Here is a 23,153-nt window from a genome sequence, read left to right on the forward strand (position 1 = left end):
GCTTTATTAATCGAAGAAGCCGATTACACTTCCGCCAAACATTGGAGAAATACGGCGCCTTCATGCAAATTGTCCTGATCGAGACATTCCTCGACCTGATGGAAACGCGCAATTTCAACCGCACGGCGGAGCGGCTGAACGTCACGCAATCGACGGTCACCCACCGCATCAATGCGCTGGAGGGAATGTTCGCGCGAAAGCTCTTCGCACGCAACAAGGGCGGCACGCAGCCGACGGCCGCGGGCCTTCGCTTCCTCGACCATGCGAAAGCCCTCCAGCACCAGTGGCACGAGGCGGCCCGCGCGGTGGAGACGGCCGGCGCCTACGAGCGCTCCATGCGCATCGGCCTCCAGCACGACCTTGCCGCCCGCTATGCCGGCGACTGGCTGGCCGCCGTGCGGCGCGACCTGCCCGGCACCTCCATCTACCTGGAAGTCGACTATTCCAACCAGATGAACCGCGACCTCGGCGCGGGCGACCTGGACCTTGCCATCCTCTTCACCCCGCACTACCTGCCGGATCTTCACTACGAGCGCATCGGCGAGGTGCGCTACGAGATGGTGAGCAACAGGGTCCGCCGGATCGAGGAGGTGAAGGCGGAGGATTATATCCAGGCCGTCTATTCGCCGGCCTTCGACCGGTTGCACCAGCAGGCCTATCCGGCGCTCTCCACCGCCCCCATCGCGAGCGGCGAGACCACCGCCATCGTCGCGCTGATGCAGACGCTCGGCGGCACGGCCTTCGTGACCGCTTCGGATGCCGAACGGCTCGCCGCCGCCGGCCTTGCGAACCGAGTGGCGGACGCCGAGCCGATCGCCCAGGCCGTCTATGCCGCCGTCAACGTGCGCACCCGCCACGCCCACCAGCACCGGCGCATCATCGCGATCCTTCAGGCGCTGCTTTCCGAATGAGGCATTGAAACGGACGGACGCGACGCCTATTAACGGCAAACCGCATCCGACGAAGGAGTTCCCCATGGCCGCCCGTGACCGCTATTCGCGCAAGCTCGAATGCGCCATGTGCGGCAATGCCGGCTATGCCGAGGTTTCCGAGGACGACATGCCGAGCCGGCCGCATCCCGACTTCACCGTCGATTCGCTGCCGCGCGGCTTCCTCACCGAGCGGCCGTCGAAATATCCCGACAAGCACATGATCCGCTGCCGCTGCGGCCACGTCTTCAAGTTCCAGCAGAAGACGATCTACGCCGAGGGCGGCGAGCCGCGGCGGTAGGCGACAGCGCTCGCCCTTATCTTCCTCCCGCCGCCGTCATGCTCGGGCTTGCCCCGAGCATCCACGCCACACGTTCAGGCCGTCCTTGGGGTGTGGATCCTCGGGTCAAGCCCGAGGATGACGGAGGAGAAGAGTACGGTTTTCCCGCCCGAGGCTGATTCCGCCGGCTCTGTTCTCCGATCCTGCTCCCGCGGGCCTACCCCCGCCCGACCAGCGGCATGGTCGTCGCCATGACGGTCATCGTCAGCACGTTGGCGTCGAGCGGCAGGCTTGCCATGTAGACGACGGCATCGGCGACGTGTTTCACCGACATCGTCGGCTCGGGGACGGTCTCGCCGTTCGCCTGCAGCACGCCGGCGCTCATGCGCGCCGTCATGTCCGTCGCCGCATTGCCGATGTCGATCTGGCCGCAGGCGATGTCATACTTGCGCCCGTCGAGCGCGGTGGACTTGGTGAGGCCCGTGATGGCGTGCTTGGTGGCGGTATAGGGCGCGGAATTGGGGCGCGGCGCGGTCGCCGAGATCGAGCCGTTGTTGATGATGCGCCCGCCCCGCGGGCTCTGCTCCTTCATGATCCTGAAGGCCTGCTGGGTGCACAGGAACGCGCCCGTGAGGTTGGCGGCAAGGACGCCGCTCCACTGTTCGAAGGAAATGTCTTCGAGAAGCGCGCCGTGGACGTTCGAGCCGGCATTGTTGACGAGCACGTCGAGACGGCCGAATTCGCGCCGCACCGCATCGAAGGCCGACGCCACCTGGACCGGATCGCCCACGTCGCAGGCGACGGCGCGCACGGTATTGCCCGTCTCGGCGGAAATCCCCGCCGCCGCCTCTTCCAGCACGGCAAGCCGCCGCCCGGTGATGACGACGCCATAGCCCTCGGCGCTGAGGCCGCGCGCGATGGCAAGGCCGATGCCCGTGCCGCCTCCCGTCACCAGTGCGATCTTGCCCTTGCCGGTCCGGCCCCATTCCGTCATGTCAGGTTCCCTCCTCAGAATCGTCACGCGCCAGGCGCCCATAGGACGTAGCGCGGCGAGCCGGGAAAGTCACCCGCAGGCGGCCGTTACGGCATCAGGAATGGAGGCGTATGCGGTCGCGGCGCTCGCGCATCGCGGCGACCTCCCGCTCGATATGGATCTTGCAGGCATCGTCCATCGCTGCGGCGATCGTCTCGCGGATCACGCGGACGCTGTCTTCCGACATCAGCGGCGACGCGCCGCGGCATTCCGCGGCATGCAGTTTGCAAAGTGCGCTGGCCAACAGCCGCGCATAGTCTTCCGGTTTGCGACCCATGTTCCCCACCTTTTTTGATTAGACCAACATAAAACCACATAAAATCTCAAAAAGCCACAGATTTATCACACGCTAATGGAAAAATACGGGGCTTTTCTCCGCCCTGCCGCGAGCGGAAAGGCCGGAAAACGAGGCTGTCTACAAATGAGGCAGAAACGGGCAGGAATGGATCAGGCGATCGCGGAAAACACGATGTCCGCCTGGAAACCGTCAACACGGCCGGGGATGGGCGAGGTGAGGACGAGGCTCGCACCCATCTGGGCGAGCAGGCGCGCGGCGATGGAAAGGCCGAGCCCGGAGCCGGCGGCCGCGGTCTTGCCACGCGAGAAGCGTTTGCGCACCGCCGCAAGCTCCTCATCGCTCATGCGCGGCGCACCGTTGGAAATGCGCACATTGCCCTCGGCGCTCACCTCGATTTCGACCGGCTCGCCGACCCGCCCGTGCAACAGGGCGTTCTCGATGAGGTTGCGCAGGACGATGGCGAAGGCGTCGGCAGCTCCCTCCCGCGGGGCCGGGCCGTCGAGGCGGCTCGAAAAGCGGATGCGTCCGCCATCGGCCGCGGCGCGCTGGAAGTCGGTCACCACGACCGCCACCACGTCTGCGACGTCGAAGGTGGTCTCGGCGACGCCGATGCCCGCTTCCGCGCGCGCTAGCTGCAGGAGCTTCTCGGTGAGCTTGGCGAGCTTCTGCAGCGAGGCCTCGATCTGCTGCGCGCGCGCCTTCGTCGGCGCGTCCTTCAGTTCGGCGAGAAGAAGCTGGGTCTGCGCCAACGCGCCGGCAATGGGCGTGCGCAGCTCGTGCGCACTGTTGGAGGTGAACTCCCGCTCGGCGGCGAGCACGGCGCGCAAGCGCGCGAGCAGCAGGTTGACCGAGCGCAGGATGGGGCGCAATTCCTGCGGCAGCCCCGCCGTCTCGATGGCCGCAAGGTTCCCGCCGTCCTTGCCGCCGATCGCCGCGCGCAGCGTCTCGACGGGCGCGAGCACGCGGCGCACGACGAACCAGACGGCGGCGATGGAAACCGGGACGATCAGCAGAACCGGCAGGAGGAGCGCAAGCGCGCCCTCCGTCATCGCCTCCCGCCGCTCGTCGGACGAATCCTTTACCTGCACGAAAATGCTCTCGTCGGCGGTCGCGGCCGTGTAGATGCGGCCCGTCCGGCTCTGCCAGAAGCCCACCTTGACCGGCGCGTCGAAGGGCGCCGCCGCCGCCATGTGCGAATGCAGGAGAACCCGGCCGGCCGGATCGCGCACCTGGTAGGTCAGGTAGGTCTCCTCCGGGGCCGAGCGCGTCACCTCGATGCGTTGCGGATCGTCGATGTCGCCGCGGTGGTGCAGGTCGTCGACGACGAGCGGCACCAGCCGCTCGGCCGTCTCCTGCAGGGCCGAATCGTAGATTTCGCCGAACTCGTCGCGCATGACGAGCGCGCCGAACCCCACCGCGACGAGCCAGACGAGGGTGATCGTCGCCGTGATCCACAGCATCAACTGGCCGGAAAGGCTGCGCGGTCCCCTCATCGGCCGAGCCTGTAGCCGATGCCGCGCAAGGTCTCCACGCAGCCCTTGCCGAGCTTCTTGCGCAACCGGCTGACATAGACCTCCACGGTGTTGCTCTCGATCTCCGAGCCGAAGGCGTAAAGCGCCTCCTCGATCTGCCCCTTGGAGACGATGGCGTCCGGCCGGGCGGCAAGGCGCGCCAGCACGGCCCATTCGCGGCTCGAAAGGTCGACCGGCTCGCCTTCGCGCAGCACGCGGCGGTCGGCAAGCTGGATGGTGAGCGGCCCGGCCTCCAGCACGGGCACGGCCGCACCGGCATAGCGGCGCGAGACGGCCAGCATGCGCGCGCCGAGCTCGCCGAGGTTGAACGGCTTGACGAGATAATCGTCCGCCCCGCTGTTCAGCCCCTCGATCCGGTCGGAGATCTGGTCGTGCGCCGTCAGGATGATCACCGGCGTTGCGGCGCCCGAGCGGCGAAGGTCGGAGAGCAGCGACAGGCCGCTGCCGTCCGGCAGGCGCAGGTCGAGGAGGATGAGGTCGTAGGCGACGGTCGAGACCGCCGTGCGGGCGTCTTCGAGCGCCTGCATCCAGTCGACGGCATGGCCGAGGCCGGCGACATAGTCGCGCACGGCCTCGCCCAGAACGGCATCGTCCTCGATCAGCAGGATTCTCAAGCGCCCGGTTCTCCATCCACGATCCGGACCATACATGCGGCCGGCCCGTCTTGTCATCGCCCCGTCGTCAGGAGACGGCGCCGAGCCGGCAGGGCGACATCAGGTCCAGCGCGGGATCGCGCACCTTCGTGTCGATCCGCATCATGCCGAGCACGGTGTGGAAGAGGTTGTCGTGCGACTGCGCTTTGCCCGCCTCCCCGGCGAGGCATTCGGCGGAATAGGCGGCCTTCTCGTCCCTGCCGAGCCAGAGCATGAAGGGAACATGCGTTTGGTGGCTGGGCGCGATCATGTAGGGCGCGCCGTGCAGGTAGAGGCCGAGCTCGCCGAGCGACTCGCCATGGTCGGACATGTAGAGCATGGAGACGTCAAGGCGGTTTTCCTGCTTTTCCAGCCGGTCGATGACGGAGGCGAGGATGTGGTCCGTATAGAGGATCGTGTTGTCGTAGGCGTTGACGATCTCCTCGCCGGAGCAATTGGAGAAATCCGCGCTGCGGCATTCCGGCCGGAACTTCCGGAATTCCTCCGGGTAGCGCTCGTAATAGGCCGGGCCGTGGCTGCCGATCTGGTGCAGCACCAGCACGGTGTCCCTGTCGACGGAGCCGATCCAGGCGTCGAGATTGTCGAGCAGCACCTGGTCGCGGCATTCCCCGTTCTTGCAGTCGCGCGGATTGCCGCCCGCAATCAGGGAGCGCTCGCCGGTACGCTTGGCGATCTCCTTGCTGCCGGTGTTGTTGTCCCACCATTCGACATGGACGCCGGCATGGGAGAGCACGTCCAGCAGGTTCTCGGTGGCAAGCGCCTTGTGGTGCGAATAGTCGGAGCGCGGATAGACGGAGAACATGCAGGGCAGCGAAACCGCCGTCGCCGTGCCGCAGCTCGTCGTGTCGGGGAAGTAGAGGATATCCTTCTTGGAAAGTTCCGGGTTGGTGTCGCGCCCGTAGCCGCCGAGGGAGAAATTGTCGGCGCGCGCCGTCTCGCCGGCGACCACGATCATCAGCCGCGGCTTGCGCTCGCCCACGGGCGCATCGGCGACACGCGCATCCTCGCCGAGCGGCGCGGCGACGACGTCGACCTCGCCGGATTGGCCGACGGCATATTGCACGGCGGTCACCAGCGGCACGAAGGGATTGAGCGTCTCGAACCAGTCGTGATGCGCCCTGACGGCGGCGGCGTAGACGCGGGCATGGGAAAGCCCGGCGACGAGCGCGAGCACGAGCGCCGGCACGATGACGGCAAGGTTGCCCCGCAGCTTCGCGGGAAAGGCCCTGTGCCGCACCTTCACCCAGACGAGCAGCAGCGAGGGCAGCAGGCCGAAGGCGAGCATATGCAGGATGAAGCCCGTGGTGATGAGCCCGCCCGCCTCCGCGCTGTTCGTCTCGGCGGCGTTGCGGATCATCTCGATATCGATGACGACGCCGAACCGATCCATGAACCAGGCGCCGGCGGCGCTGGCGACGATCAGCAGGATGAAGATGGGCTTCATCAGGTACTTCACCGAGACGGCGACGCAGAGCGCGACATAGAGGCAGGATATGCCGAGCGCGATGGAGGCGAAGGTCGTCGGCCGGCCCTCCAGATAGGCCCAGCCCTTCGACCAGAAGCTCCAGTTGGTCAGGGCAAGCAGGTAGAACGCCGTCAGGATGCCGGCCGTGACGCTGCCGATTTCGGGCCGCCGGAAAGCGGGGCGGCCGGTTCCTTCACGCATAAGGGTCTCCACGTCGTGTCGCCCGGCCGCGCGCCTGCGCCGGCCGGAAGCCCGCCCTCTCTGCGCGCGCAAACTGACAGCGCGCTGAACGCCCCGTTCAGCCTGGTGTCAGGTTGAAAACCGATGGAGCGGCGTTCGGACATGAGGTGAATGCGTGAAATCGAGGCTGCTGCCCCCGGGATTGCTGTTCGTCACGGCGCTGGTCGTCGTGATCCTTGCGATCCCCTTCGCCCGGGCGCCCTCGTCCCGGCCGCACGACGAGGGCCTTTCCAAGGCCTTCACCGGACGGAGGGGCTGACCCTCACGCGCCGAAGAGCTTCCAGCGCGTCGGGCGGAAGCGGATCGATGCACCGCCGGCCGCATTGGCATCCAGCGGGATTTCGATCTCGACATGGTGCGGCCGCTCGGGCGTTCCGACGTCGATATCGGCAATGCGCGTGCCGGCAAGGCGGCGGGAGGTGGCAACGCGCCCTTCGAGCGCGGGCGTCGCCGGATCGGTAACGAGTGCGACATCCTGCGGGCGGAAGAAGAGCGTGCCTTCGCCGGCCGCAATGTCCCCCGCCCCCGGCGCGATGCCGGTTTCCTTTCCCTCGAAGCGGATGCTCCCCTCCTCCACCGTCACCGGCAGGCTGGCGCTGTCGCCGATGAAGGAGAAGACGAAAGGCGAGTTCGGCCGGTCGTAAACGTCGTCGGAGGAGCCGACCTGCTCGATCTTGCCCTGGCTCATCACGACGACGCGGTCGGCAAGCTCCAGCGCCTCCTCCTGGTCGTGCGTCACGAAGACGGTCGTGTGGCCGGTGCGGTCGTGGAACTCGCGCAGCCAGCGGCGCAGCTCCTTGCGCACCTTTGCATCCAGCGCGCCGAACGGCTCGTCGAGCAGCAGCACGCGCGGCTCGATCGCCATGGCGCGGGCGAGCGCCACGCGCTGGCGCTGGCCGCCGGAAAGCTGGTTCGGATAGCGCTTTCCGAGGCCGGAAAGATGCACCATGTCGAGAAGCTCCTCGACCCGCCGGCGGATCTCGGCCTTCGGCGGGCGCTCGCTGCGCGTTCGCACCGTCAGGCCGAAGGCGATGTTGTCGGCCACCGTCATGTGGCGGAAGAGCGCGTAATGCTGGAAGACGAAGCCGACATGGCGCTCCTGCACGCTCTTGTGCGAGGCGTCCTCCTCACCGAAGAAGATGCTGCCGAGCGTCGGCTGCTCCAGCCCGGCGATGAGGCGCAGGAGCGTGGTCTTGCCCGAGCCCGAGGGGCCGAGCAGCGCGATCAGCTCGCCCGAGCGGATGTCGAGCGACACGTCGTTGAGGGCGGGGTAACGGTCGAATTCCTTGCGGATGTTCCTGACACTGACGTCCATTGCGGGCGTGCCTTTCATTCAATGCTTGCGGCCGGCGGCGATCTCGGCGCCGTAGCGAAGTTCCAGAAGCGTCTTGACCACGAGCGTGACGAGCGCGAGCCCGGCCAGCAGCGAGGCCACGGCGAAGGCGGCGACGAAATTGTATTCGTTGTAGAGGATCTCGACATGCAGCGGCATGGTGTTGGTGAGGCCCCTTATGCGGCCGGAGACCACCGAGACCGCGCCGAACTCGCCCATGGCGCGCGCGTTGCAGAGCAGCACCCCGTAGAGCAGCCCCCAGCGGATGTTGGGCAGCGTGACATAACGGAAGGTCTGCCAGCCGGATGCGCCGAGCGACAGCGCCGCCTCCTCGTCGCCCGTCCCCTGGTCCTGCATCAGCGGGATCAGCTCGCGCGCGACGAAGGGAAAGGTGACGAAGATCGTGGCGAGCACGATGCCCGGCACCGCGAAGAGGATCTCGATGCCGTGGCTCTTGAGCCACGGCCCGAGCATGCTTGCCGAGCCGAAGAGCAGCACGTAGACGAGGCCGGAAATGACCGGCGAGACCGAGAACGGCAGGTCGATCAGCGTCGTCAGGAACGCCTTGCCCTTGAACTCGAACTTGGCGATGGCCCATGCGGCCGCCACGCCGAAGACGAGGTTGAGCGGCACGGCGATCACGGCGACGAGCAGGGTCAGGCGGATGGCGGCCAGCGTATCGGGATCGCCGAAGGCGGCCAGGAATTCGCCGACGCCCTTGCGGAAGGCCTCGATGAAGACGGCCGCCAGCGGCAGGATGAGGAAGAGCGCCAGGAAGAGGAAGGCGAGCGCCATCAGCCCGTAGCGCGCAAGCGGCGCCTCCGTCGTCGGCGATCTGAAGCGTCGGGTTTCATGCGCCATGACCATACCTCCTGCGGCTCCAGGCCTGTATGAGGTTGATGACGAGCAGCATGACGAAGGCGAGCGCCAGCATGATGGAGGCGATGGCGGTCGCCGCCGCGTAGTTGAATTCCTCCAGCCGCACGACGATGAGGAGCGGCGCGATCTCCGAGACATAGGGAATGTTGCCGGCGATGAAGATCACCGAGCCGTATTCCCCGACGCCGCGGGCGAAGGCGAGCGCGAAGCCCGTCAGGATCGCCGGGGCAAGGCCGGGCAGCAGCACGCGGAAGACGGTCTGGAAGCGGTTCGCCCCGAGCGTGGCGGCGGCCTCCTCCACCTCCCGGTCGATCTCCTCCATCACCGGCTGCACGGTGCGCACCACGAAGGGCAGGCCGATGAAGACGAGCGCGATGACGATGCCGGTCGGGTTGAACGCCGCCTTGATGCCGACGAACCCGAGCAGCCGGCCGATCCAGCCGTTCGGCGCATAGAGGGCGGCCAGCGCGATGCCGGCCACCGCCGTCGGCAGGGCGAAGGGCAGGTCGACGATCGCATCGACGATACGCCGGCCGGGGAACCTGTAGCGCACGATGACCCAGGCGACGACGACGCCGAAGACGACGTTGATCAGCGCGGCGGCGAAGGCCGTGCCGAAGGAGACCTTGAGCGCGTGGAGCGTGCGCGCATCGGCAAGGATGGCGAGGAACTCGGCGCCCGACAGCGAGGCGGAGCGCCAGACGAGGCCCGCGAGCGGGATGAGGATGATCAGCGTGAGGTAGGCGAGCGAAAAGCCGAGCGTCAATCCGAAACCCGGAATGACGCTCGGCTGCCTCAGTCGCCACCGCACGGAAACGGCGGCAGATGTCGTCAAGGCTCTCAGTTCCCCGGCTTGTAGATCTGGTCGAAGACGCCGCCGTCGCCGAAGTGCTCGGGCTGTACCTTGGCCCAGCCGCCGAAGATCGGGTCGTCGATCGTCACCAGCTTAATATCGGGAAGCTGCTTCAGCAATTCCGGCTTGACGACGTCGCGCTTGGACGGGCGGTAGAAGTGCTTGGCCGCGATGTTCTGGCCCTCGTCCGAGTAGAGATACTGGAGATAGGCCTCGGCCTGCTTGCGCGTGCCCTTGGCATCGACATTGGCGTCGACCACGGCGACCGGCGGCTCGGCGAGGATCGAGATCGGCGGGGCGACGATGTCGAAGGAATCCGCGCCGAATTCCGCACCGGCCAGATAGGCCTCGTTCTCCCAGGCGAGCAGCACGTCGCCGATCTGGCGCTGGGCGAAGGTCGTCAGCGCGCCGCGCGCACCCGTGTCGAGCACCGGCGCCCGCTTGTAGAGTTCGGCGATATAGGCCCTGATCTTGTCCTGGTCGCCGCCGAATTCCTCGTTGGCCCACGCCCAGGCGGCCAGGTAGTTCCAGCGCGCGCCGCCCGAGGTCTTCGGGTTGGGCGTGACGATCTGCACGTCGCCCTTCACGAGGTCGCCCCAGTTATGGATGCCCTTGGGATTGCCCTTGCGCACGAGGAACACGATGGTCGACGTATAGGGCGCGGAATTGTTGGGAAGGCGCGTGCGCCAGTCCTTGGCGATCTTGCCGGTCTTCTCCACGATGGCGTTGATGTCGCTTTCGAGCGCCAGCGTCACGACGTCGGCCTCCAGCCCGTCGATCACCGCGCGGGCCTGCGCACCGGAACCGCTGTGCGACTGCTGCACCGTCACGTCCTCGCCGGTCTCGGCCTTCCAGTGCTTGGAAAAGGCCGCGTTGAAATCCTTGTAGAGTTCGCGCGTCGGATCGTAGGACACGTTGAGCAGCGTCGTCTCGGCAAACGCCGCGGAAACGCCCCCTATCGCCATCCCCAATCCAAGCACCAGAGCCCCGAACCGTCTTGCCAGAATAGACATCACCAAACCCTCCTGATTTCTGTCTCGAAGAAAACCTAGAGAATAAGTAGACTTAGTCAACAATAGCTCGGAAGTTCGCAAAACAGGTTCTCTTTCGGCCGCAAACCGGCAAAAGGCGCATCGCCGAACCGGGCCGCGGCGAAACGGAACCGGGGGATGACGGCAGGAACGAGAGCATATTCGTTCGCGCGAAAATGGGCCGGGCGCTGTCTCCGCCGCATGAAAATCCGATTGCATTTTGCAAGCAGATTTGCCACAACAGGCCTCCAAGCCGGGAGGTTGCCATGAAACCCGTTCTCTATGCCCATCCCTTTTCGAGCTACTGCCAGAAGGCGCTGACGGCGCTCTACGAAAACGGCACCGATTTCGAATACCGCGTGCTCGACCACACCAGGCCCGACGTCATGGCCGAATTCGAGGCGCGCTGGCCGATCAAGCGCTTCCCGATCCTTCTCGACGGCGAGCGCACCATCGTGGAAGCGACGATCGTCATCGAATATCTCGCCCTCCACTATCCGGGGCCGGTGAAGCTGATCCCGGACGATCCGGATGCGGCCATCGAGGTGCGCATGCTCGACCGTTTCTTCGACAACTACATCTCGACGCCGCAGCAGAGGATCGTCTTCAACGCCATCCGCAAGGAAGAGGACCGCGACCCCCATGGCGACAAGGAAGCCCGCGCCATGCTGGAGCGCGCCTATGCCTGGCTCGACCGTCACATGGAGGGCCGGCAATGGGCGGCGGGCGAAGCCTTCTCGCTTGCCGATTGCGGCGCCGGCCCCTTCCTCTTCTATGCGGACTGGACCCATGCCATCGACCCGGCCTTCCGCAACGTGCGCGCCTATCGCGAACGCCTGCTCGCCCGCCCCGCCTTCGCCCGCGCCGTCGACGAGGGCCGGCCCTTCCGCAAGTTCTTTCCGCTCGGCGCGCCCGACCGCGACTAGCGGGCGTGGCACTGCCGCCGCTCGGCGGGCCTCGCCTCGCGCAGGATGCCGGTGACGACCAGCACCGGCAGCTCCTGCCGGCGGCCGGCGATCTTTTGCGCGCGCTGCTCGACATGGCCGCGCAGCACCAGCCGGCCGAAATAGAGCGCATCCGTATCGCGGATGCGCCGCTGGTCGGCTTCGGAAAGCCTGCCGATATCCGGGGAAACGCCCTTCCATTGCCGGCCGGTGGCAAGCGCATGCACGGTGGTCGAGGGGCACGGCGCCGTCACGCAGCGAAGGCCGTTGTCGCAGGCGACATAGGCGCGCTCCCCCGCCTGCGCCAGCGTGGCGCCGAAGAAGAAGACAGCGGCAAGGCAGAGCGTCGGGCGCATCGGCATCCTTCCGGAGGTCGCGGGATCGCCGCGCCAGTCTAGGCGGCTTTGCCGGATGCGAAAAGCCCCGGCGCAAGGCCGGGGCTTCCGATCAATCCATCTCCCCGTCATGGCCGGACCTGACCCGGCCATCCACGCTCCGGATGCATCGGTGGATCCTCGGCTCAAGGCCGAGGATGACGGCGGTGGGATTGAAAGGATGACAGTGGGGAATTGAGAAGCGCTTACTTCAGCTTGGCGCTGACGGCGTCGATGCCGGCGCGGGCGCATTCGTCGTCGATGTCGCCGCTCGGTGCGCCGCCGACGCCGATGGCGCCGATCGTTTCGTCACCGGCCTTCACCGGAACGCCGCCGGCAAGCACCAGAAGGCCTTCGATCGAGACGAGCTCGGCGGCCGTCGGGTTCTTGGCGACGTTCTCGGCGATCTTCTGGGTCGGCGTGCGCATGGAGGCGGCGGTGTAGGCCTTGCGGATGGCGCTGTCGAGCGTGTGCGGGCCGGCCCGGTCGGCGCGAAGGACGGCGCGGGTGACGCCGGCGCGGTCGACGACGGCGACCGAGACGTTGAACTTCTTGGCCGCGCAGGCCTTGACGGCAGCGTCGGCGGCTTCGACGGCAATGTCGAGCGGCATGTTGCGCTCGGTCAGGATTTCGGCATTGGCGGCGCCGGCAAGGACGAGAGCGACGAAGGCGGTGGCAACGAAGGTGTTCATGTCTATCTCCATCTGGGCCGCGCGGGTCTGTCGGCGGCGACGGCCCTCTTTTCGGAGATTTCCGCCTTTCGCGGTATCGGTGGCCGGACGGAGCGGACTCCGTAGGCCTACGGAGCCCGGCCGATCAGGGAAAGGCGCGCGAACTCCGCCACCGAGGTCGTGCCGAGCTTCTGCGCGATGTTGGCCCGGTGCGTATCGACCGTGCGGGGCGAAAGGCGCAGGCTCTCGGCGATCTCGCGCGTCGACCAGCCGCGCCCCACCATGTCCAGCACCTCCCGCTCGCGCTCGGTGAGCTGGGCGACGAGATGAGCCGCCTCCGCCCGCTCGGCCCGCATGTCGAGGGCGGCGGAGGCCTGTTGCAGCGCCTCGACCAGCACCTGCTCGTCGATGGGCTTCGTCAGGAAATCGACGACGCCGGCCTTGAAGGCGCGGCGGCAGGCATGCACGTCGCCATGCCCGGTGCAGATGATCGTCGGCCAGTCGCAGCCGATCGCGGCAAGCCTTTCATGCAGTTGCAGCCCGGTGATCGCCGGCATGCGCAGGTCGAGCACCAGCACGCCCGGCTTGAGCTTTGGCGCGCGGGCGAGGAAGGCGGCGGGATCGCCGAAGGTCTCGATGGAAATGCCGTAGGTGCCGAGCAGCAGCGAAAGCGCGCTGCGCACGGCCTCGTCGTCGTCCACCAGATAGACCGGCGCGCTCGTCATTGGGCAGCCTCCTTCCCTTCGCTGATTCCGTCGGTCGCCGGCAGGCGCACGGTGAAGACCGCCCCGCCCGCTACGCCGTTTTCCGCAGAGATACTGCCGTCGAAGCGCTCGACGATGCTTTCGCACAGGCTGAGGCCGAGCCCCATGCCTTCCGGCTTTCCGGAGAAGAACGGCTCGAACAGGCGCGGCAGGATATCGGGTGGAATGCCGGCGCCGTTGTCGCCGACCGTGATCACGGCGCCTTCCGCCGCCCGCGTCAGGGTCACGACCACCCGGCCGTCTCCCCTGCCCGTCTCCTCCACGGCGTCGGCGGCATTGCGGATGAGGTTGTGGATGACCTGCTCGATCTCCACGGGATCGACCCGCGCCGCAACCGGCGCCTCCGGCAGGTCGAGATCGAGGACGATGCCGCGCCGGCCGAGGTCGATGCGCGAGAGCGCCGCGATGTCCGAGACGGAGGTGCGAAGGTCATGCACGCCCGCCTCGCCCGCGCTCTTGCCGACATAGGCGCGCAGCCGCACGAGGATATCGGCCGCGCGCTTGGCCTGCAGCACATTGGCGGCGAGCACCTCGTCGACGGGAGAGCCGGCAAGGCCGCCTGTCGCCGCGATGCGCCGGCCGGCCTGGCTCTGGCTGAGCAGCGCGGTCAGCGGCTGGGTCAGCTCGTGCGCGATGCCGGAGGCCATCTCGCCCATGCTGTTGACGCGCAGCGCATGGGCAAGCTTCGTTTCGTGCTGGCGCAGCGCCTCGCGGCGCGAGGCGGCCTCCGCCGCCGCCCGCGCCAGCGCCGCCTCGCGCCGGTGGGCAAGCAGCGAGCGCACCAGGACGAGCGCGGCCAGCGACAAGGCTGCAAAGAGCGCAAGCGGCAGCGGCGGCACGAGCTGCGACAGCGTGACGGTCCGGTGCAGCGAAAGCCGCAGCGGCTGCGTCTCGCTGGCGATGGGCGCGGCGAATTCGACGGTGCGCGCCGCGAACGCGGGCACGGCCTGCCGCGCGCCGATTTCCAGCAGCGGGCCTTCGGCGCTCGAAAGGTCCAGCCGCGCCCAGCCCGGCAGCTCGTCCTCCTCCACCAGCCCCCTGCCGTCGATATCAAGGCTGACGGCCATCGTGCCGTTCATGCGCTTCATCAGCCGGTAATGGCCGGGCCGGGCGTCGGCGCCGTAGACGGCCCTGCCGGCGGCAAGGTTCTTCACCGCTGCGGACACCGCCGCCGGATCGGCCGTCGTGCCGCCTGCGGCGCGCGCCGAGCTCACCACGCCGCCGCCCGGCCCGAGGCGGACGAGATCGATGGCGACGATGCGCGGATAGAAGCGCAGGATCGAGCGGGCGACGAGGTCGAAATCCGCAGACGGCTGGGCCTGCGCGAGGCCGAGCGCGCTGAGGCTCGTCAGGTGCGCGTCATGCTGGGCGACGCGCTGCGAGATCGCCCGTTGCAGCGCCCGACCGCTTTCCGATACCTCCTGCTCCAGCGCGCGCCGGTGGGTCTCGGCCGAATAGAGGCCGAAGGCGGCGACGAGCAGCAGCCAGCCGCCGGCAAGGGCGGCGGAAGAGCGGAGGAAGGCAAGGCGTCGGGGCATGCGGGGTGAAGCCGGTTCGAAGGATGGAACGGCGATCATAGGGCGTCTTCCGCCCCTTGGCGATCCGCAGCCTCACGGATGCGCGCGGCGCGCCTTCCACCCCTAACTTTCCAAGCCCGGCCGGAACAATTGCCCGGCCTGCCGGTTAGGCCCCCGTCAACGACGATCGGACGTGAATGCAGATGCCGGACCAATCCAAGCTCTTTCCCGACCACCGCAGGCTGTCGGGGGAACGCTACACGGTTGAAACCTTCCGCGCGGCCTACGGCCTGTCGCATGAGGAGGCCAAGCGCCTGTTCGACAAGTTCGGCCCCTCCAAGAGGGAGCTGGACCTTCTCATGCGCGCCCGCAAGGACCCTCGGCAATTCCTGACTTTCTGAGGAGACCATCCATGAGCGAAAAGAAGCCCCTACCCCAAGACGACGACCGCAAGGAAGCCGCAAACGAGGAGGCCGCCCGGGAAAAGACCGAGCGGGACCTCAAGCGCAAGCAGGCGACCGACCCCGCGCTGATGCCCATCGGCGATCCGGCGGGCGCGGCCTGACGCCTCATGCCGCCACGGCTTCGCGCGCGCGGTCAGCGGGACGGAAGGTCATGGCGATGAGGAAGGCACCGATGCCGATGCCCCAGGAGCCGACGTAGAGCCAGGTATAGGTCGCGAACGTATCGTAGATCAGCCCGCCGGTGAGCGGCCCGGTCGCCATGCCGAGGCTGCCGGCCATGGCCGTGCCGCCGATGACGGTTCCCATCAGCCGCAGCGGGAAGTTTTCCCTTGCGATCACCGCATAGAGCGGCATCACCCCAGCATAGATGAAGCCGAAAAGCCCGGCGACCGCATAGAACGAGGCAAGCCCGCCGGCAAAGACATAGGCGAGAGCCCCGAAGGCCTGCGCCAGCAGCCCCAGCACGAGCACCTGCCGCGCGCCGAACCGGTCACCGAGGATGCCGAAGACGACGCGCCCGCCCATGCCGGCCAGCCCCTCGACGCTGTAGATCGAGACGGCGGCGATCATCGGGATGCCGCAGGTGATGGCATAGCTCACCGTATGGAAGATCGGCCCGGAATGGGTCGCGCAGCAGAAGAAGTTCGTCAGGCAGAGGACGATGAACTGCGGCGAGCGCAGCACCTCGCGCGTCGACATGTCCTCGGGCGCATCGGTCGCGACGGCGCCGCCCTGCCCGGCGGCCTCAAGCGCCGGCGGGCGGCGGACGAGAAGCGAGACGGGGATCATCACCACGGCGACGACAAGCGCGATGACCTGCATGGAGGTGCGCCAGTCATGGCCGGAGACGAGCCAGGCGGCGAAGGGCGCCATGGTCATCGGCGCCATGCCCATGCCGGCCGAGACGAGCGAGACGGCAAGGCTGCGATGGGTATCGAACCAGCCGGTGACGCACGCCATCATGGGCGCGAAGACGGCCGCCGCCGCCACGCCCACCAGAAGGCCGAAAGCGAGTTGGAAAATGAGCAGCGACGGCGCGCTGCTGGTCAGCGCAAGGCTTGCGGCAAGCAGCACCGAGCCCGTCAGCACGATGGGCCGCGGCCCCCAGCGGTCCGACAGGCCGCCCCAGACCATGCTGGCGAAGGCCATGGCGAGGAAGCCGATGGTCATGGCGGTGGAAACGCCGGTCACCGACCAGCCGGTATCCTTCGAAATCGGCAGCAGGAAGACCGGCAGCGAAAACATGGCGCCGATGGCGATGCAGCCGAGGAGGCCCCCCGCCGCGACGATCACCCAGCGATACTGTGTCTGGAACATTGTCATCTCCTTCGTGGCCGGCCGACAAGGCCCGATCCCCGCATGAAAGACGCTGGCAGGCGGCCCCTTCCGACATCACGCATGAAGAATTTCACGATGACGCGGAACGGGGCGGCCCGCAAGCATCCCCCAGTCGGGGGCTTGAACGCGGCGCGCAAAACGCCTTTGCTGCGGATCGGACGAAGTCGACCTTAGGCGCAGGCCGGCGGCGGGCGGGAGTGACAAGCATGACGGGATTTGCATGGATTCGATGATTACCGCCGCGGCGCGGGCGCTCGCCGCCGGCAATCCGCTCGGCGCACTCGACCGCGTGGCGCTGCGCGAGGATGCCCCGGCGCTTGCGCTGCGCGGCATCGCCATGGCGCAGCTCGGCGACCTCGAACGCGCGAAAGCGCTCCTCAAGGGGGCCGCCCGCACCTTCGGCCCGCGCGAGGCGGTGGCGCGGGCGCGCTGCCGTGTCGCCCTCGGCGAGATCGCCCTGGCCACCCGCGACCTCGCCTTCCCGCCGAAGACGCTGGCCGAGGCCGGTGCGGTGCTCGCCGCCCATGGCGACCGGGCGAATGCCGCCCATGCCGGCCTCATCGCCGTCCGCCGCCTGCTGCTGATCGGCCGGCTGGAGGAGGCCGGGGAGCATCTTGCCGAAACCGATCCCGCATCCCTTCCCCCGCCGCTGCGGGCAGCCCATGCGCTGGCGAGCGCCGGCATCGCCGCCCGCCGGCTGCGGATCGGCGAAGCGCGGGCGGCCTTCGTCCGCGCCATGGAAGCCGCGCGGCAGGCCGGCATTCCCGCGCTGATGCGCGAGGCGGAGATGGCCGCCGCGATCCTCGACCAGCCCGCCGCGCGCCTGCGCGAAGGCGGCGCGCAACGCCTGCTGCTGCCGGCCGATGTCGAGGCGCTGCTTGCCGGCGACCGGCTCGTCGTCGATGCCTGCCGCCATGTCCTGCGCGGCGGCGAGAGTGTCGTTCCGCTCGCCACGCGCCCGGTCCTCTTCGCGCTCCTGCGCCGGCTGGCGGAAGGCGGTCCTGCCGGGGCGAGCCGGGAAAGCCTGCTCCTTTACGCTTTTCGCGCCCGCCATGCGGACGAATCGCACCGCGCGCGCCTGCGCGTCGAGATGGGGCGCCTGCGCGCCGCGCTGAAGCCGCTTGCCGCAATCGAGGCGACGAAGGACGGTTTCGTGCTGATGCCGCGAAAGGGGCAGGCGGTCGCCGTGCTGGAGCCGCCGAACGACGAGCCGCATGCCGACGCCCTCGCGCTCTTTGCCGATGGCGAGGCCTGGTCGAGCTCGGCGCTGGCGATCGCGCTCGGCACCAGCGCCCGCACCGTGCAGCGCGCGCTCGAGACGCTTCATGCGGCCGGCAAGGTGCAGCCGGTCGGCCGCGGGCGGGCCCGGCGCTGGCTGACGCCGACGCCCGGCGCATTCTCGACATTCTTGTTACTCCCCGGTCCCCTGCCGGGCGACTAGGATAGGGGCACTACAATTTCGAGGAGACTTCCCATGCGCAAGGCACAAGCCCATATCCTTCGCGAATACGGCCCCTTCCCCGGTGTGGAGCAAGTCCACGGCGTCACCTATGACGGCGAAAACCTCTGGTTCGCCGCCGGAGACACGATCAATGCCGTCGATCCCGAGAGCGGCGCACTGGTGCGGTCGATCGACGTCGCCTCCCATGCCGGCACCGCCTTCGACGGGCGTCACCTCTACCAGATCGCCGAGGACCGCATCCTGCGGATCGAGCCGTCTTCCGGAAAAATCCTCGCCAGCATCCCCGCCCCCGGCAACGGCGGCGATTCCGGCCTCACCTGGGCCGAAGGCTCGCTCTGGGTGGGCCACTACCGCAGCCGGCAGATCCACCAGGTCGATCCCGAGACCGGCAAGGTGCTGCGCACCATCGAGAGCAATCGCATGGTGACGGGCGTGACCTGGGTGGACGGCGAGTTCTGGCACGGCACCTGGGAGGGCGAGGACAGCGACCTGCGCCGCCTCGATCCCGAAACCGGCGCCGTCCTCGAAACCATCGCCATGCCGGAAGGAACCGGCGTGTCGGGGCTCGAATCCGACGGCGCCGGCCGCTTCTTCTGCGGCGGCGGGCGCAGCGGCACGATCCGCGCCGTCAGCCGGCCGCGCTAAGGTTCAAAGCCCGTGGGTGCCGTCGTAGCCGTTGACCGGCGGCGGCGCCCAGCCTTCCGGCAGGCCCTTGGCCCGCAGGATCTCCACGACCATCGGATGGCAGGCCGCCGTATCGGAGGAGTGCTCGGCCGAGCAATCGCCGCCGGGGCAGGCCGACATGCAGCCGAGAAGATCGATCTCGGCGAAGAATTCCAGATAGTCGCCCGGCCGCACCGGGCTCGCCTTCATGAAATATTGTCCCGTGTCGCGCGTGAAGCCGGTGCACATGAAGACGTTCAGCACGTCGTGCACATGGGCCTCCGCCTCCCGCGGCGCCATGCCGGTCTTCTTCGCAAGCGCCCGCGTGAGATTGGAATGGCAGCAATGGTGATACTGCCCGCCATGGCTGAGGAGATTGTGCGTATAGGGATCGCAGCGCGTGCCGATCACGTCATGCACCGCCCCGCCGAATTCGTCGAAGCCGTACCAGTCGAGCGTGTCGTGGGTGATGGTGGCAATGGGGCGCAGATACGGGAAATTCGAGAAGAGCTGGTCGCCGAGGCCGACATGGGTGCCGTTCAGCGCCCGCGTCTTGCCGGTATAGAGCCGTTCCTTCAGGTCATGGGCGTTGAAGAGGTTGAGGTCGCCGACCTGCGGGCCCTCGCTGCACAGGATGCGGCAGAAATGCCCGGCCGGCACCAGCCACGTCTCCGCCTCGCGCGGCGGCACGATCACCGTCTCGACAAGCTCCAGGCCATCCCGCAGCGCGCGGTAAGCCGAAAGGTCCGGCCGCGGCAGGGTCTCCACCGGATAGCAGACGACGGGCTTGATGGCCTTGCGGGCGGCGGCATCCGCGGGCGCGGTGGTGATCGGCTCGGGCTTCATCGCATCCTCCTTGCGGGCGCGGACAGGCGGCACGGCCACCCGGATCCATTCTTGTTGAGTGACAATACTATTATTGTTCAACAGAATGCAATCCGGGCTGCGACATGGCCGGTCGGAATGCGGAGCGTTCAGCAGGCCGCAAGGCCGGCATCGAGCCCCGCAAGGAGGTCGTCGACATGCTCCAGCCCGACGGAAAGCCGGAGCAGCCCGTCGGTAATGCCCGCCTTGGCGCGCCCTTCCGGCCCCATGTCCACATGGGTCATGGTGGCGGGATGGGCGACGAGACTTTCGACGCCGCCGAGGGATTCGGCGAGCGTGAAGACGCGCATCGCCTTGAGGAAGCGCTGGACGGCCGGCACGCCGCCGGCAAGCTCGAAGCTCATCATCGCCCCGAAACCCTTCTGCTGCCTGCGGGCGAGCGCATGGTGGGGGTGGGAGGCAAGGCCGGGGTAATGCACATGCGAGACCGCCGGATGCGCCTCAAGGCGCGTGGCGATCGCCATGGCGTTGCGCTCCTGCCCGGCCATGCGGGCAAAGAGCGTGCGCACACCGCGCAGCGTCAGCCAGGCATCGAAGGGGCTGCAGATCGCGCCGGTCACGTTGGCCCAGTGCCTGAGGCGCTTCACCTCGTCCGCATCGGCCGCCACCACCGCCCCGGCGATGACGTCGGAATGGCCGTTGATGAACTTGGTCGTCGAATGCAGCACGTAATCCGCGCCGAGCGACAGCGGTTGCTGGATGGCCGGCGACAGGAAGGTGTTGTCGACGACGACCTTCGCGCCGGCAGCCCTGGCAAGGCCGGACAGCGCCGCGATGTCGACGATGCGCATCAGCGGATTGCTCGGGCTTTCGATCAAAACGAGGGCGGGCCTTTCGGCAAGCGCCGCCTCGAAGGCCGCAAGGTCCGTCTGGTCGACCAGCTTCAGCGTGACCTGCCCCAGCTTCGCGCGGGCGGCGAGCAGGCGCATCGTGCCGCCGTAGCAATCGTGCGGCGCGAGCACGAGGCTGCCGTTGCCGAGGCTTCCCGCCAGAAGATCGACCGCGGCCATGCCGCTTGGCGTCAGCACCGCGCCCGCGCCGCCCTCCAGCCGGGCAATCGCCTCCCCCAGAAGGTCGCGGGTGGGATTGCCGACACGGCCGTAGTCATAGGCGCCCGGCGTATCGAAGCCCGGAAACTCATAGGTGCTGGAGAGATAGAGCGGCGGCGCGACGGCGCCGTAGGCGGTATCGCTCGCCACGCCATAGGCTGCGGCAACGGTTTCCGGCTGGACGTCCAATGACTTTCTTTCGGGCATGAAGGCGTGTTCCTTGTTGTGCAGCGTGGAGAATGGTCGGCCTGCCGTCCTCTGGCAAACGAATTGTATTGCTATTTATCCGCAGAAATTTTGCGTTTATTTGCAAGGGGAAACTTGAGGAAAGGGCAAGCGTGCAGGACGAGACGACGACAGGCGACACGCCCACCCCTCGCATGCTGTCCTGGGCGCGCAACTCGACGGTCTACCGCATCGAGCGGCGCATGCACACCGAACGCCAGCTCTTCGATGCCATCGCCCGCAAGGCCCGCGAGAAATTCGAGGATATCACCGACGCGCAGGTCAAGGCGCTGGCCGATTTCGCCGTGAAATTCGCCTATGACAACCACGCGCTCGACGACAGGGCCTTTGCCGAGATCAGCAGCCGCTCGGGCATGCGCAGCGGAAGGTCGAAGCGCGCCGTGACGCAAAGGCTGACGCGCAAGGGCATCGCCCGCGACACGGCAGCCGAGGCGGTGGAGCAGATGGACGATCTTTTCGCCGCCGTCGTCCTCGCCCGCAAGCGCGCCTTCGGCCCCTTCCGCAAGGCCGAACTTGATGACAAGCGCAAGGCGAAGGAATTTTCCGCCTTCGCCCGCGCCGGCTTCTCCTTCGACATCGCCCGCAAGGCGCTGGCAATGCCGCTCGACGAGGCCGAAGAGATGCTGGACGCGGGCCGACACCTGTAAAGGCGAACGAGAACCATCAAATTTACAGGGAACCTTTGCGGGGGTGCGCCGTTTCTTTTGCGTCGCAAAATCCGACGGCTCCTGTCCGCCCCGCTCGCCCGCCGCTTCGCTCCGCCGGCTTTCCATGCCGCCCCGACGCAGGCTTCCGCCCTCGTGGACGGACCGGAACGCCGTCGCTCGAAAGGGGTATCGTCACACCATGGGCCGTCTCGTCGTCGTTTCAAACCGCGTTCCCGTTCCCGACAAGAAGGGCACCGCGCCTGCGGGCGGCCTTGCCGTCGCGCTGCAATCGGCGCTGGAGGCGCGCGGCGGCCTGTGGCTCGGCTGGTCGGGGCAATCCTGCGGCGAGGATGCCATCGGGCCGCTGAAGACGCTGAAGGACGGCAATATCGACTATGCCCTGACGGACCTCACCGAGAAGGACGTCGAGGAATATTACCACGGCTTCGCCAACCGCGTGCTCTGGCCGATCTGCCACTACCGGCTCGACCTTGCCGAATACGGAAGGCGGGAGATGGCCGGCTATTTCCGCGTCAACCGCTTCTTCGCAAGCCGCCTGCTGCCGCTGATCGAGGAAGACGACCTCATCTGGATTCACGACTACCACCTCATCCCGCTCGCCGCCGAATTGCGCCGGCAGGGCGTGAAGAACCGGATCGGCTTCTTCCTGCACATCCCCTGGCCGGCGCCAGACGTCTTCCTCACCATGCCCGTGCACGAGGAACTGCTGACGAGCCTCACCGCCTATGACGTCATCGGCTTCCAGACGGTGCACGACCGCGAGAATTTCGCCGATTGCCTCGCAAGGCAGGGTCTCAGCCGGCGGCTCGGGGAATCGCGCTTCAGCGTCGGGGAACGGACTTTCACCGCAAAGCCCTACCCGATCGGCATCGAGACGGAAGCCTTCGCCGCGCTGGCCCGCCGGGCGGGCGAGACGACGCTGCACAGACGCATGTTGCAGAGCCTCGACGGCAAGTCGCTGATCATCGGCGTCGACCGGCTCGACTATTCCAAGGGCCTCACCCAGCGCATCGACGCCTTCGAGACCTTCCTGACGCGCCATCCGGACAACCAGCGACAGGTGACGCTTTTGCAGATCACCCCGAAATCCCGCTCGGAAGTGCCGGAATACGAGGCGATGCAACGCGCCGTCGCCGAGCAGGCCGGGCGCGTCAACGGCGCGCTCGGCACGGTGGACTGGGTGCCGATCCGCTATGTCAACCGCTCGCTCCGCCGCCCGGCGCTCGCCGGCCTCTACCGCATGGCCAAGCTCGCCCTCGTCACGCCGCTTCGCGACGGCATGAACCTCGTCGCCAAGGAATATGTCGCGGCGCAGAACGAGGAAGACCCCGGCGTCCTCCTCCTCTCGCGCTTTGCCGGCGCGGCGGCGGAGCTGAAGGAGGCGGTGCTGGTCAATCCCTACGACGTCGAGGGCACGGCGGACGCCATGGCCCGCAGCCTCGCCATGCCCGTCGAGGAACGGCGCGAGCGCTGGAAGGGCCTGATGGCGACGCTGCGGAAGAACGACGTCTTCGTCTGGTGCGACGGCTTCCTCACCGACCTCGCCGGCGCGACCCTGCCCCGCATCCGCGCCGCGTCCTGA

Annotated in this window: 26 protein-coding genes; 10 read left to right on the forward strand and 16 right to left on the reverse strand. The window is 67.7% G+C overall.

Annotation, left to right across the window (positions count from 1 at the left end):
• Window positions 1-62: 62 nt before the first annotated feature.
• Window positions 63-911, forward strand: a complete 849-nt coding sequence (locus tag ACZ5TO_RS10630; protein ID WP_464798055.1) for a LysR family transcriptional regulator — start codon at window positions 63-65, stop codon at window positions 909-911.
• 64 nt (window positions 912-975) lie between these two features.
• A complete protein-coding gene (locus tag ACZ5TO_RS10635) occupies window positions 976-1,230 on the forward strand; it encodes a hypothetical protein (protein WP_464798056.1) in 255 nt (84 codons plus the stop codon).
• A gap of 196 nt (window positions 1,231-1,426) precedes the next feature.
• Here the strand turns inward: ACZ5TO_RS10635 and ACZ5TO_RS10640 are convergent, their stop codons facing one another.
• From ACZ5TO_RS10640 to ACZ5TO_RS10660, 5 genes are all read right to left on the reverse strand, one after another.
• Window positions 1,427-2,203 carry an SDR family oxidoreductase gene (locus ACZ5TO_RS10640; RefSeq protein WP_464798057.1) on the reverse strand — a complete coding sequence of 259 codons (777 nt, stop codon included), beginning with the start codon at window positions 2,201-2,203 and terminating at the stop codon, window positions 1,427-1,429.
• A gap of 94 nt (window positions 2,204-2,297) precedes the next feature.
• The gene (locus ACZ5TO_RS10645; protein WP_184140340.1) at window positions 2,298-2,519 is read right to left on the reverse strand and encodes a hypothetical protein; all 222 of its coding nucleotides are present in this window, start codon (window positions 2,517-2,519) and stop codon (window positions 2,298-2,300) included.
• Window positions 2,520-2,689: 170 nt separating this feature from the next.
• The gene (locus ACZ5TO_RS10650; RefSeq protein ID WP_464798058.1) at window positions 2,690-4,033 is read right to left on the reverse strand and encodes a sensor histidine kinase; all 1,344 of its coding nucleotides are present in this window, start codon (window positions 4,031-4,033) and stop codon (window positions 2,690-2,692) included.
• Window positions 4,030-4,686, reverse strand: coding sequence for a response regulator transcription factor (locus ACZ5TO_RS10655; RefSeq protein WP_184140344.1), 657 nt, complete (start codon window positions 4,684-4,686; stop codon window positions 4,030-4,032). The genes ACZ5TO_RS10650 and ACZ5TO_RS10655 overlap by 4 nt, the downstream gene beginning before the upstream one ends.
• A gap of 67 nt (window positions 4,687-4,753) precedes the next feature.
• Window positions 4,754-6,391, reverse strand: a complete 1,638-nt coding sequence (locus ACZ5TO_RS10660; protein WP_464798059.1) for a phosphoethanolamine transferase — start codon at window positions 6,389-6,391, stop codon at window positions 4,754-4,756.
• Between the two features lie 154 nt (window positions 6,392-6,545).
• Between ACZ5TO_RS10660 and ACZ5TO_RS10665 the strand changes: the two genes are divergently transcribed.
• Window positions 6,546-6,689: a hypothetical protein gene (locus ACZ5TO_RS10665; RefSeq protein WP_464798060.1), complete on the forward strand. Its 144-nt coding sequence runs from the start codon at window positions 6,546-6,548 to the stop codon at window positions 6,687-6,689.
• Window positions 6,690-6,692: 3 nt separating this feature from the next.
• Here the strand turns inward: ACZ5TO_RS10665 and ACZ5TO_RS10670 are convergent, their stop codons facing one another.
• Genes ACZ5TO_RS10670 through ACZ5TO_RS10685 form a run of 4 tightly spaced genes read right to left on the reverse strand, consistent with a single transcriptional unit; the run spans window position 6,693 to window position 10,508 of the window.
• A complete protein-coding gene (locus tag ACZ5TO_RS10670; protein ID WP_464798061.1) occupies window positions 6,693-7,745 on the reverse strand; it encodes a sulfate/molybdate ABC transporter ATP-binding protein in 1,053 nt (350 codons plus the stop codon).
• A gap of 18 nt (window positions 7,746-7,763) precedes the next feature.
• Window positions 7,764-8,630: a sulfate ABC transporter permease subunit CysW gene (cysW, locus tag ACZ5TO_RS10675; protein WP_464798062.1), complete on the reverse strand. Its 867-nt coding sequence runs from the start codon at window positions 8,628-8,630 to the stop codon at window positions 7,764-7,766.
• A complete protein-coding gene (gene cysT, locus ACZ5TO_RS10680) occupies window positions 8,614-9,477 on the reverse strand; it encodes a sulfate ABC transporter permease subunit CysT (RefSeq protein ID WP_464798063.1) in 864 nt (287 codons plus the stop codon). The genes cysW and cysT overlap by 17 nt, the downstream gene beginning before the upstream one ends.
• 5 nt (window positions 9,478-9,482) lie before the next feature.
• Entirely contained in the window at window positions 9,483-10,508 is a 1,026-nt protein-coding gene (locus ACZ5TO_RS10685) for a sulfate ABC transporter substrate-binding protein (RefSeq protein WP_464798064.1), read from the reverse strand.
• 284 nt (window positions 10,509-10,792) lie between these two features.
• Here ACZ5TO_RS10685 and ACZ5TO_RS10690 point away from each other — a divergent pair, with 284 nt between their 5' ends.
• On the forward strand, window positions 10,793-11,452 hold the full coding sequence (locus tag ACZ5TO_RS10690; protein ID WP_464798065.1) for a glutathione S-transferase family protein: 660 nt from the start codon (window positions 10,793-10,795) through the stop codon (window positions 11,450-11,452).
• On the opposite strand, the gene ACZ5TO_RS10695 is transcribed toward ACZ5TO_RS10690, so the two are convergent.
• The 4 genes from ACZ5TO_RS10695 to ACZ5TO_RS10710 form a co-directional block, all read right to left on the reverse strand.
• Window positions 11,449-11,826, reverse strand: a complete 378-nt coding sequence (locus tag ACZ5TO_RS10695; RefSeq protein ID WP_464798066.1) for a DUF6748 domain-containing protein — start codon at window positions 11,824-11,826, stop codon at window positions 11,449-11,451. The two genes, ACZ5TO_RS10690 and ACZ5TO_RS10695, sit on opposite strands and share 4 nt — an antisense overlap.
• Before the next feature lie 224 nt (window positions 11,827-12,050).
• Window positions 12,051-12,536 (reverse strand): GlcG/HbpS family heme-binding protein, encoded by a 486-nt coding sequence (locus ACZ5TO_RS10700; RefSeq protein WP_464798067.1) that lies wholly within the window; start codon window positions 12,534-12,536, stop codon window positions 12,051-12,053.
• Between the two features lie 107 nt (window positions 12,537-12,643).
• Window positions 12,644-13,240, reverse strand: coding sequence for a response regulator transcription factor (locus ACZ5TO_RS10705; protein WP_464798068.1), 597 nt, complete (start codon window positions 13,238-13,240; stop codon window positions 12,644-12,646).
• Complete coding sequence (locus tag ACZ5TO_RS10710; RefSeq protein ID WP_464798069.1) at window positions 13,237-14,817, reverse strand: sensor histidine kinase; 1,581 nt, start codon at window positions 14,815-14,817, stop codon at window positions 13,237-13,239. The genes ACZ5TO_RS10705 and ACZ5TO_RS10710 overlap by 4 nt, the downstream gene beginning before the upstream one ends.
• Before the next feature lie 182 nt (window positions 14,818-14,999).
• Between ACZ5TO_RS10710 and ACZ5TO_RS10715 the strand changes: the two genes are divergently transcribed.
• Together ACZ5TO_RS10715 and ACZ5TO_RS10720 are read left to right on the forward strand one after the other, a co-directional pair.
• Window positions 15,000-15,197, forward strand: a complete 198-nt coding sequence (locus ACZ5TO_RS10715; RefSeq protein WP_184140366.1) for a hypothetical protein — start codon at window positions 15,000-15,002, stop codon at window positions 15,195-15,197.
• A gap of 11 nt (window positions 15,198-15,208) precedes the next feature.
• On the forward strand, window positions 15,209-15,361 hold the full coding sequence (locus tag ACZ5TO_RS10720; protein ID WP_464798070.1) for a hypothetical protein: 153 nt from the start codon (window positions 15,209-15,211) through the stop codon (window positions 15,359-15,361).
• A gap of 4 nt (window positions 15,362-15,365) precedes the next feature.
• Here ACZ5TO_RS10720 and ACZ5TO_RS10725 read toward each other — a convergent pair whose 3' ends face one another.
• Window positions 15,366-16,577, reverse strand: a complete 1,212-nt coding sequence (locus ACZ5TO_RS10725; protein WP_464798071.1) for an MFS transporter — start codon at window positions 16,575-16,577, stop codon at window positions 15,366-15,368.
• A gap of 241 nt (window positions 16,578-16,818) precedes the next feature.
• On the opposite strand from ACZ5TO_RS10725, the gene ACZ5TO_RS10730 reads away from it, so the two are divergent.
• Both ACZ5TO_RS10730 and ACZ5TO_RS10735 read left to right on the forward strand, forming a co-directional pair.
• Complete coding sequence (locus ACZ5TO_RS10730; RefSeq protein ID WP_464798072.1) at window positions 16,819-18,039, forward strand: helix-turn-helix domain-containing protein; 1,221 nt, start codon at window positions 16,819-16,821, stop codon at window positions 18,037-18,039.
• Window positions 18,040-18,072: 33 nt separating this feature from the next.
• Window positions 18,073-18,705 (forward strand): Vgb family protein, encoded by a 633-nt coding sequence (locus ACZ5TO_RS10735; RefSeq protein WP_184140374.1) that lies wholly within the window; start codon window positions 18,073-18,075, stop codon window positions 18,703-18,705.
• Window positions 18,706-18,708: 3 nt separating this feature from the next.
• Here the strand turns inward: ACZ5TO_RS10735 and ACZ5TO_RS10740 are convergent, their stop codons facing one another.
• Both ACZ5TO_RS10740 and metB read right to left on the reverse strand, forming a co-directional pair.
• The gene (locus tag ACZ5TO_RS10740) at window positions 18,709-19,569 is read right to left on the reverse strand and encodes an urea carboxylase-associated family protein (RefSeq protein ID WP_464798073.1); all 861 of its coding nucleotides are present in this window, start codon (window positions 19,567-19,569) and stop codon (window positions 18,709-18,711) included.
• 128 nt (window positions 19,570-19,697) lie between these two features.
• Window positions 19,698-20,864: a cystathionine gamma-synthase gene (gene metB, locus ACZ5TO_RS10745; protein WP_464798074.1), complete on the reverse strand. Its 1,167-nt coding sequence runs from the start codon at window positions 20,862-20,864 to the stop codon at window positions 19,698-19,700.
• A gap of 131 nt (window positions 20,865-20,995) precedes the next feature.
• On the opposite strand from metB, the gene recX reads away from it, so the two are divergent.
• Entirely contained in the window at window positions 20,996-21,550 is a 555-nt protein-coding gene (gene recX / locus ACZ5TO_RS10750; RefSeq protein WP_464798075.1) for a recombination regulator RecX, read from the forward strand.
• Window positions 21,551-21,749: 199 nt separating this feature from the next.
• Window positions 21,750-23,153, forward strand: coding sequence for an alpha,alpha-trehalose-phosphate synthase (UDP-forming) (gene otsA / locus ACZ5TO_RS10755; RefSeq protein ID WP_464798076.1), 1,404 nt, complete (start codon window positions 21,750-21,752; stop codon window positions 23,151-23,153).

The organism is Shinella sp. Sh6, from assembly GCF_055392685.1.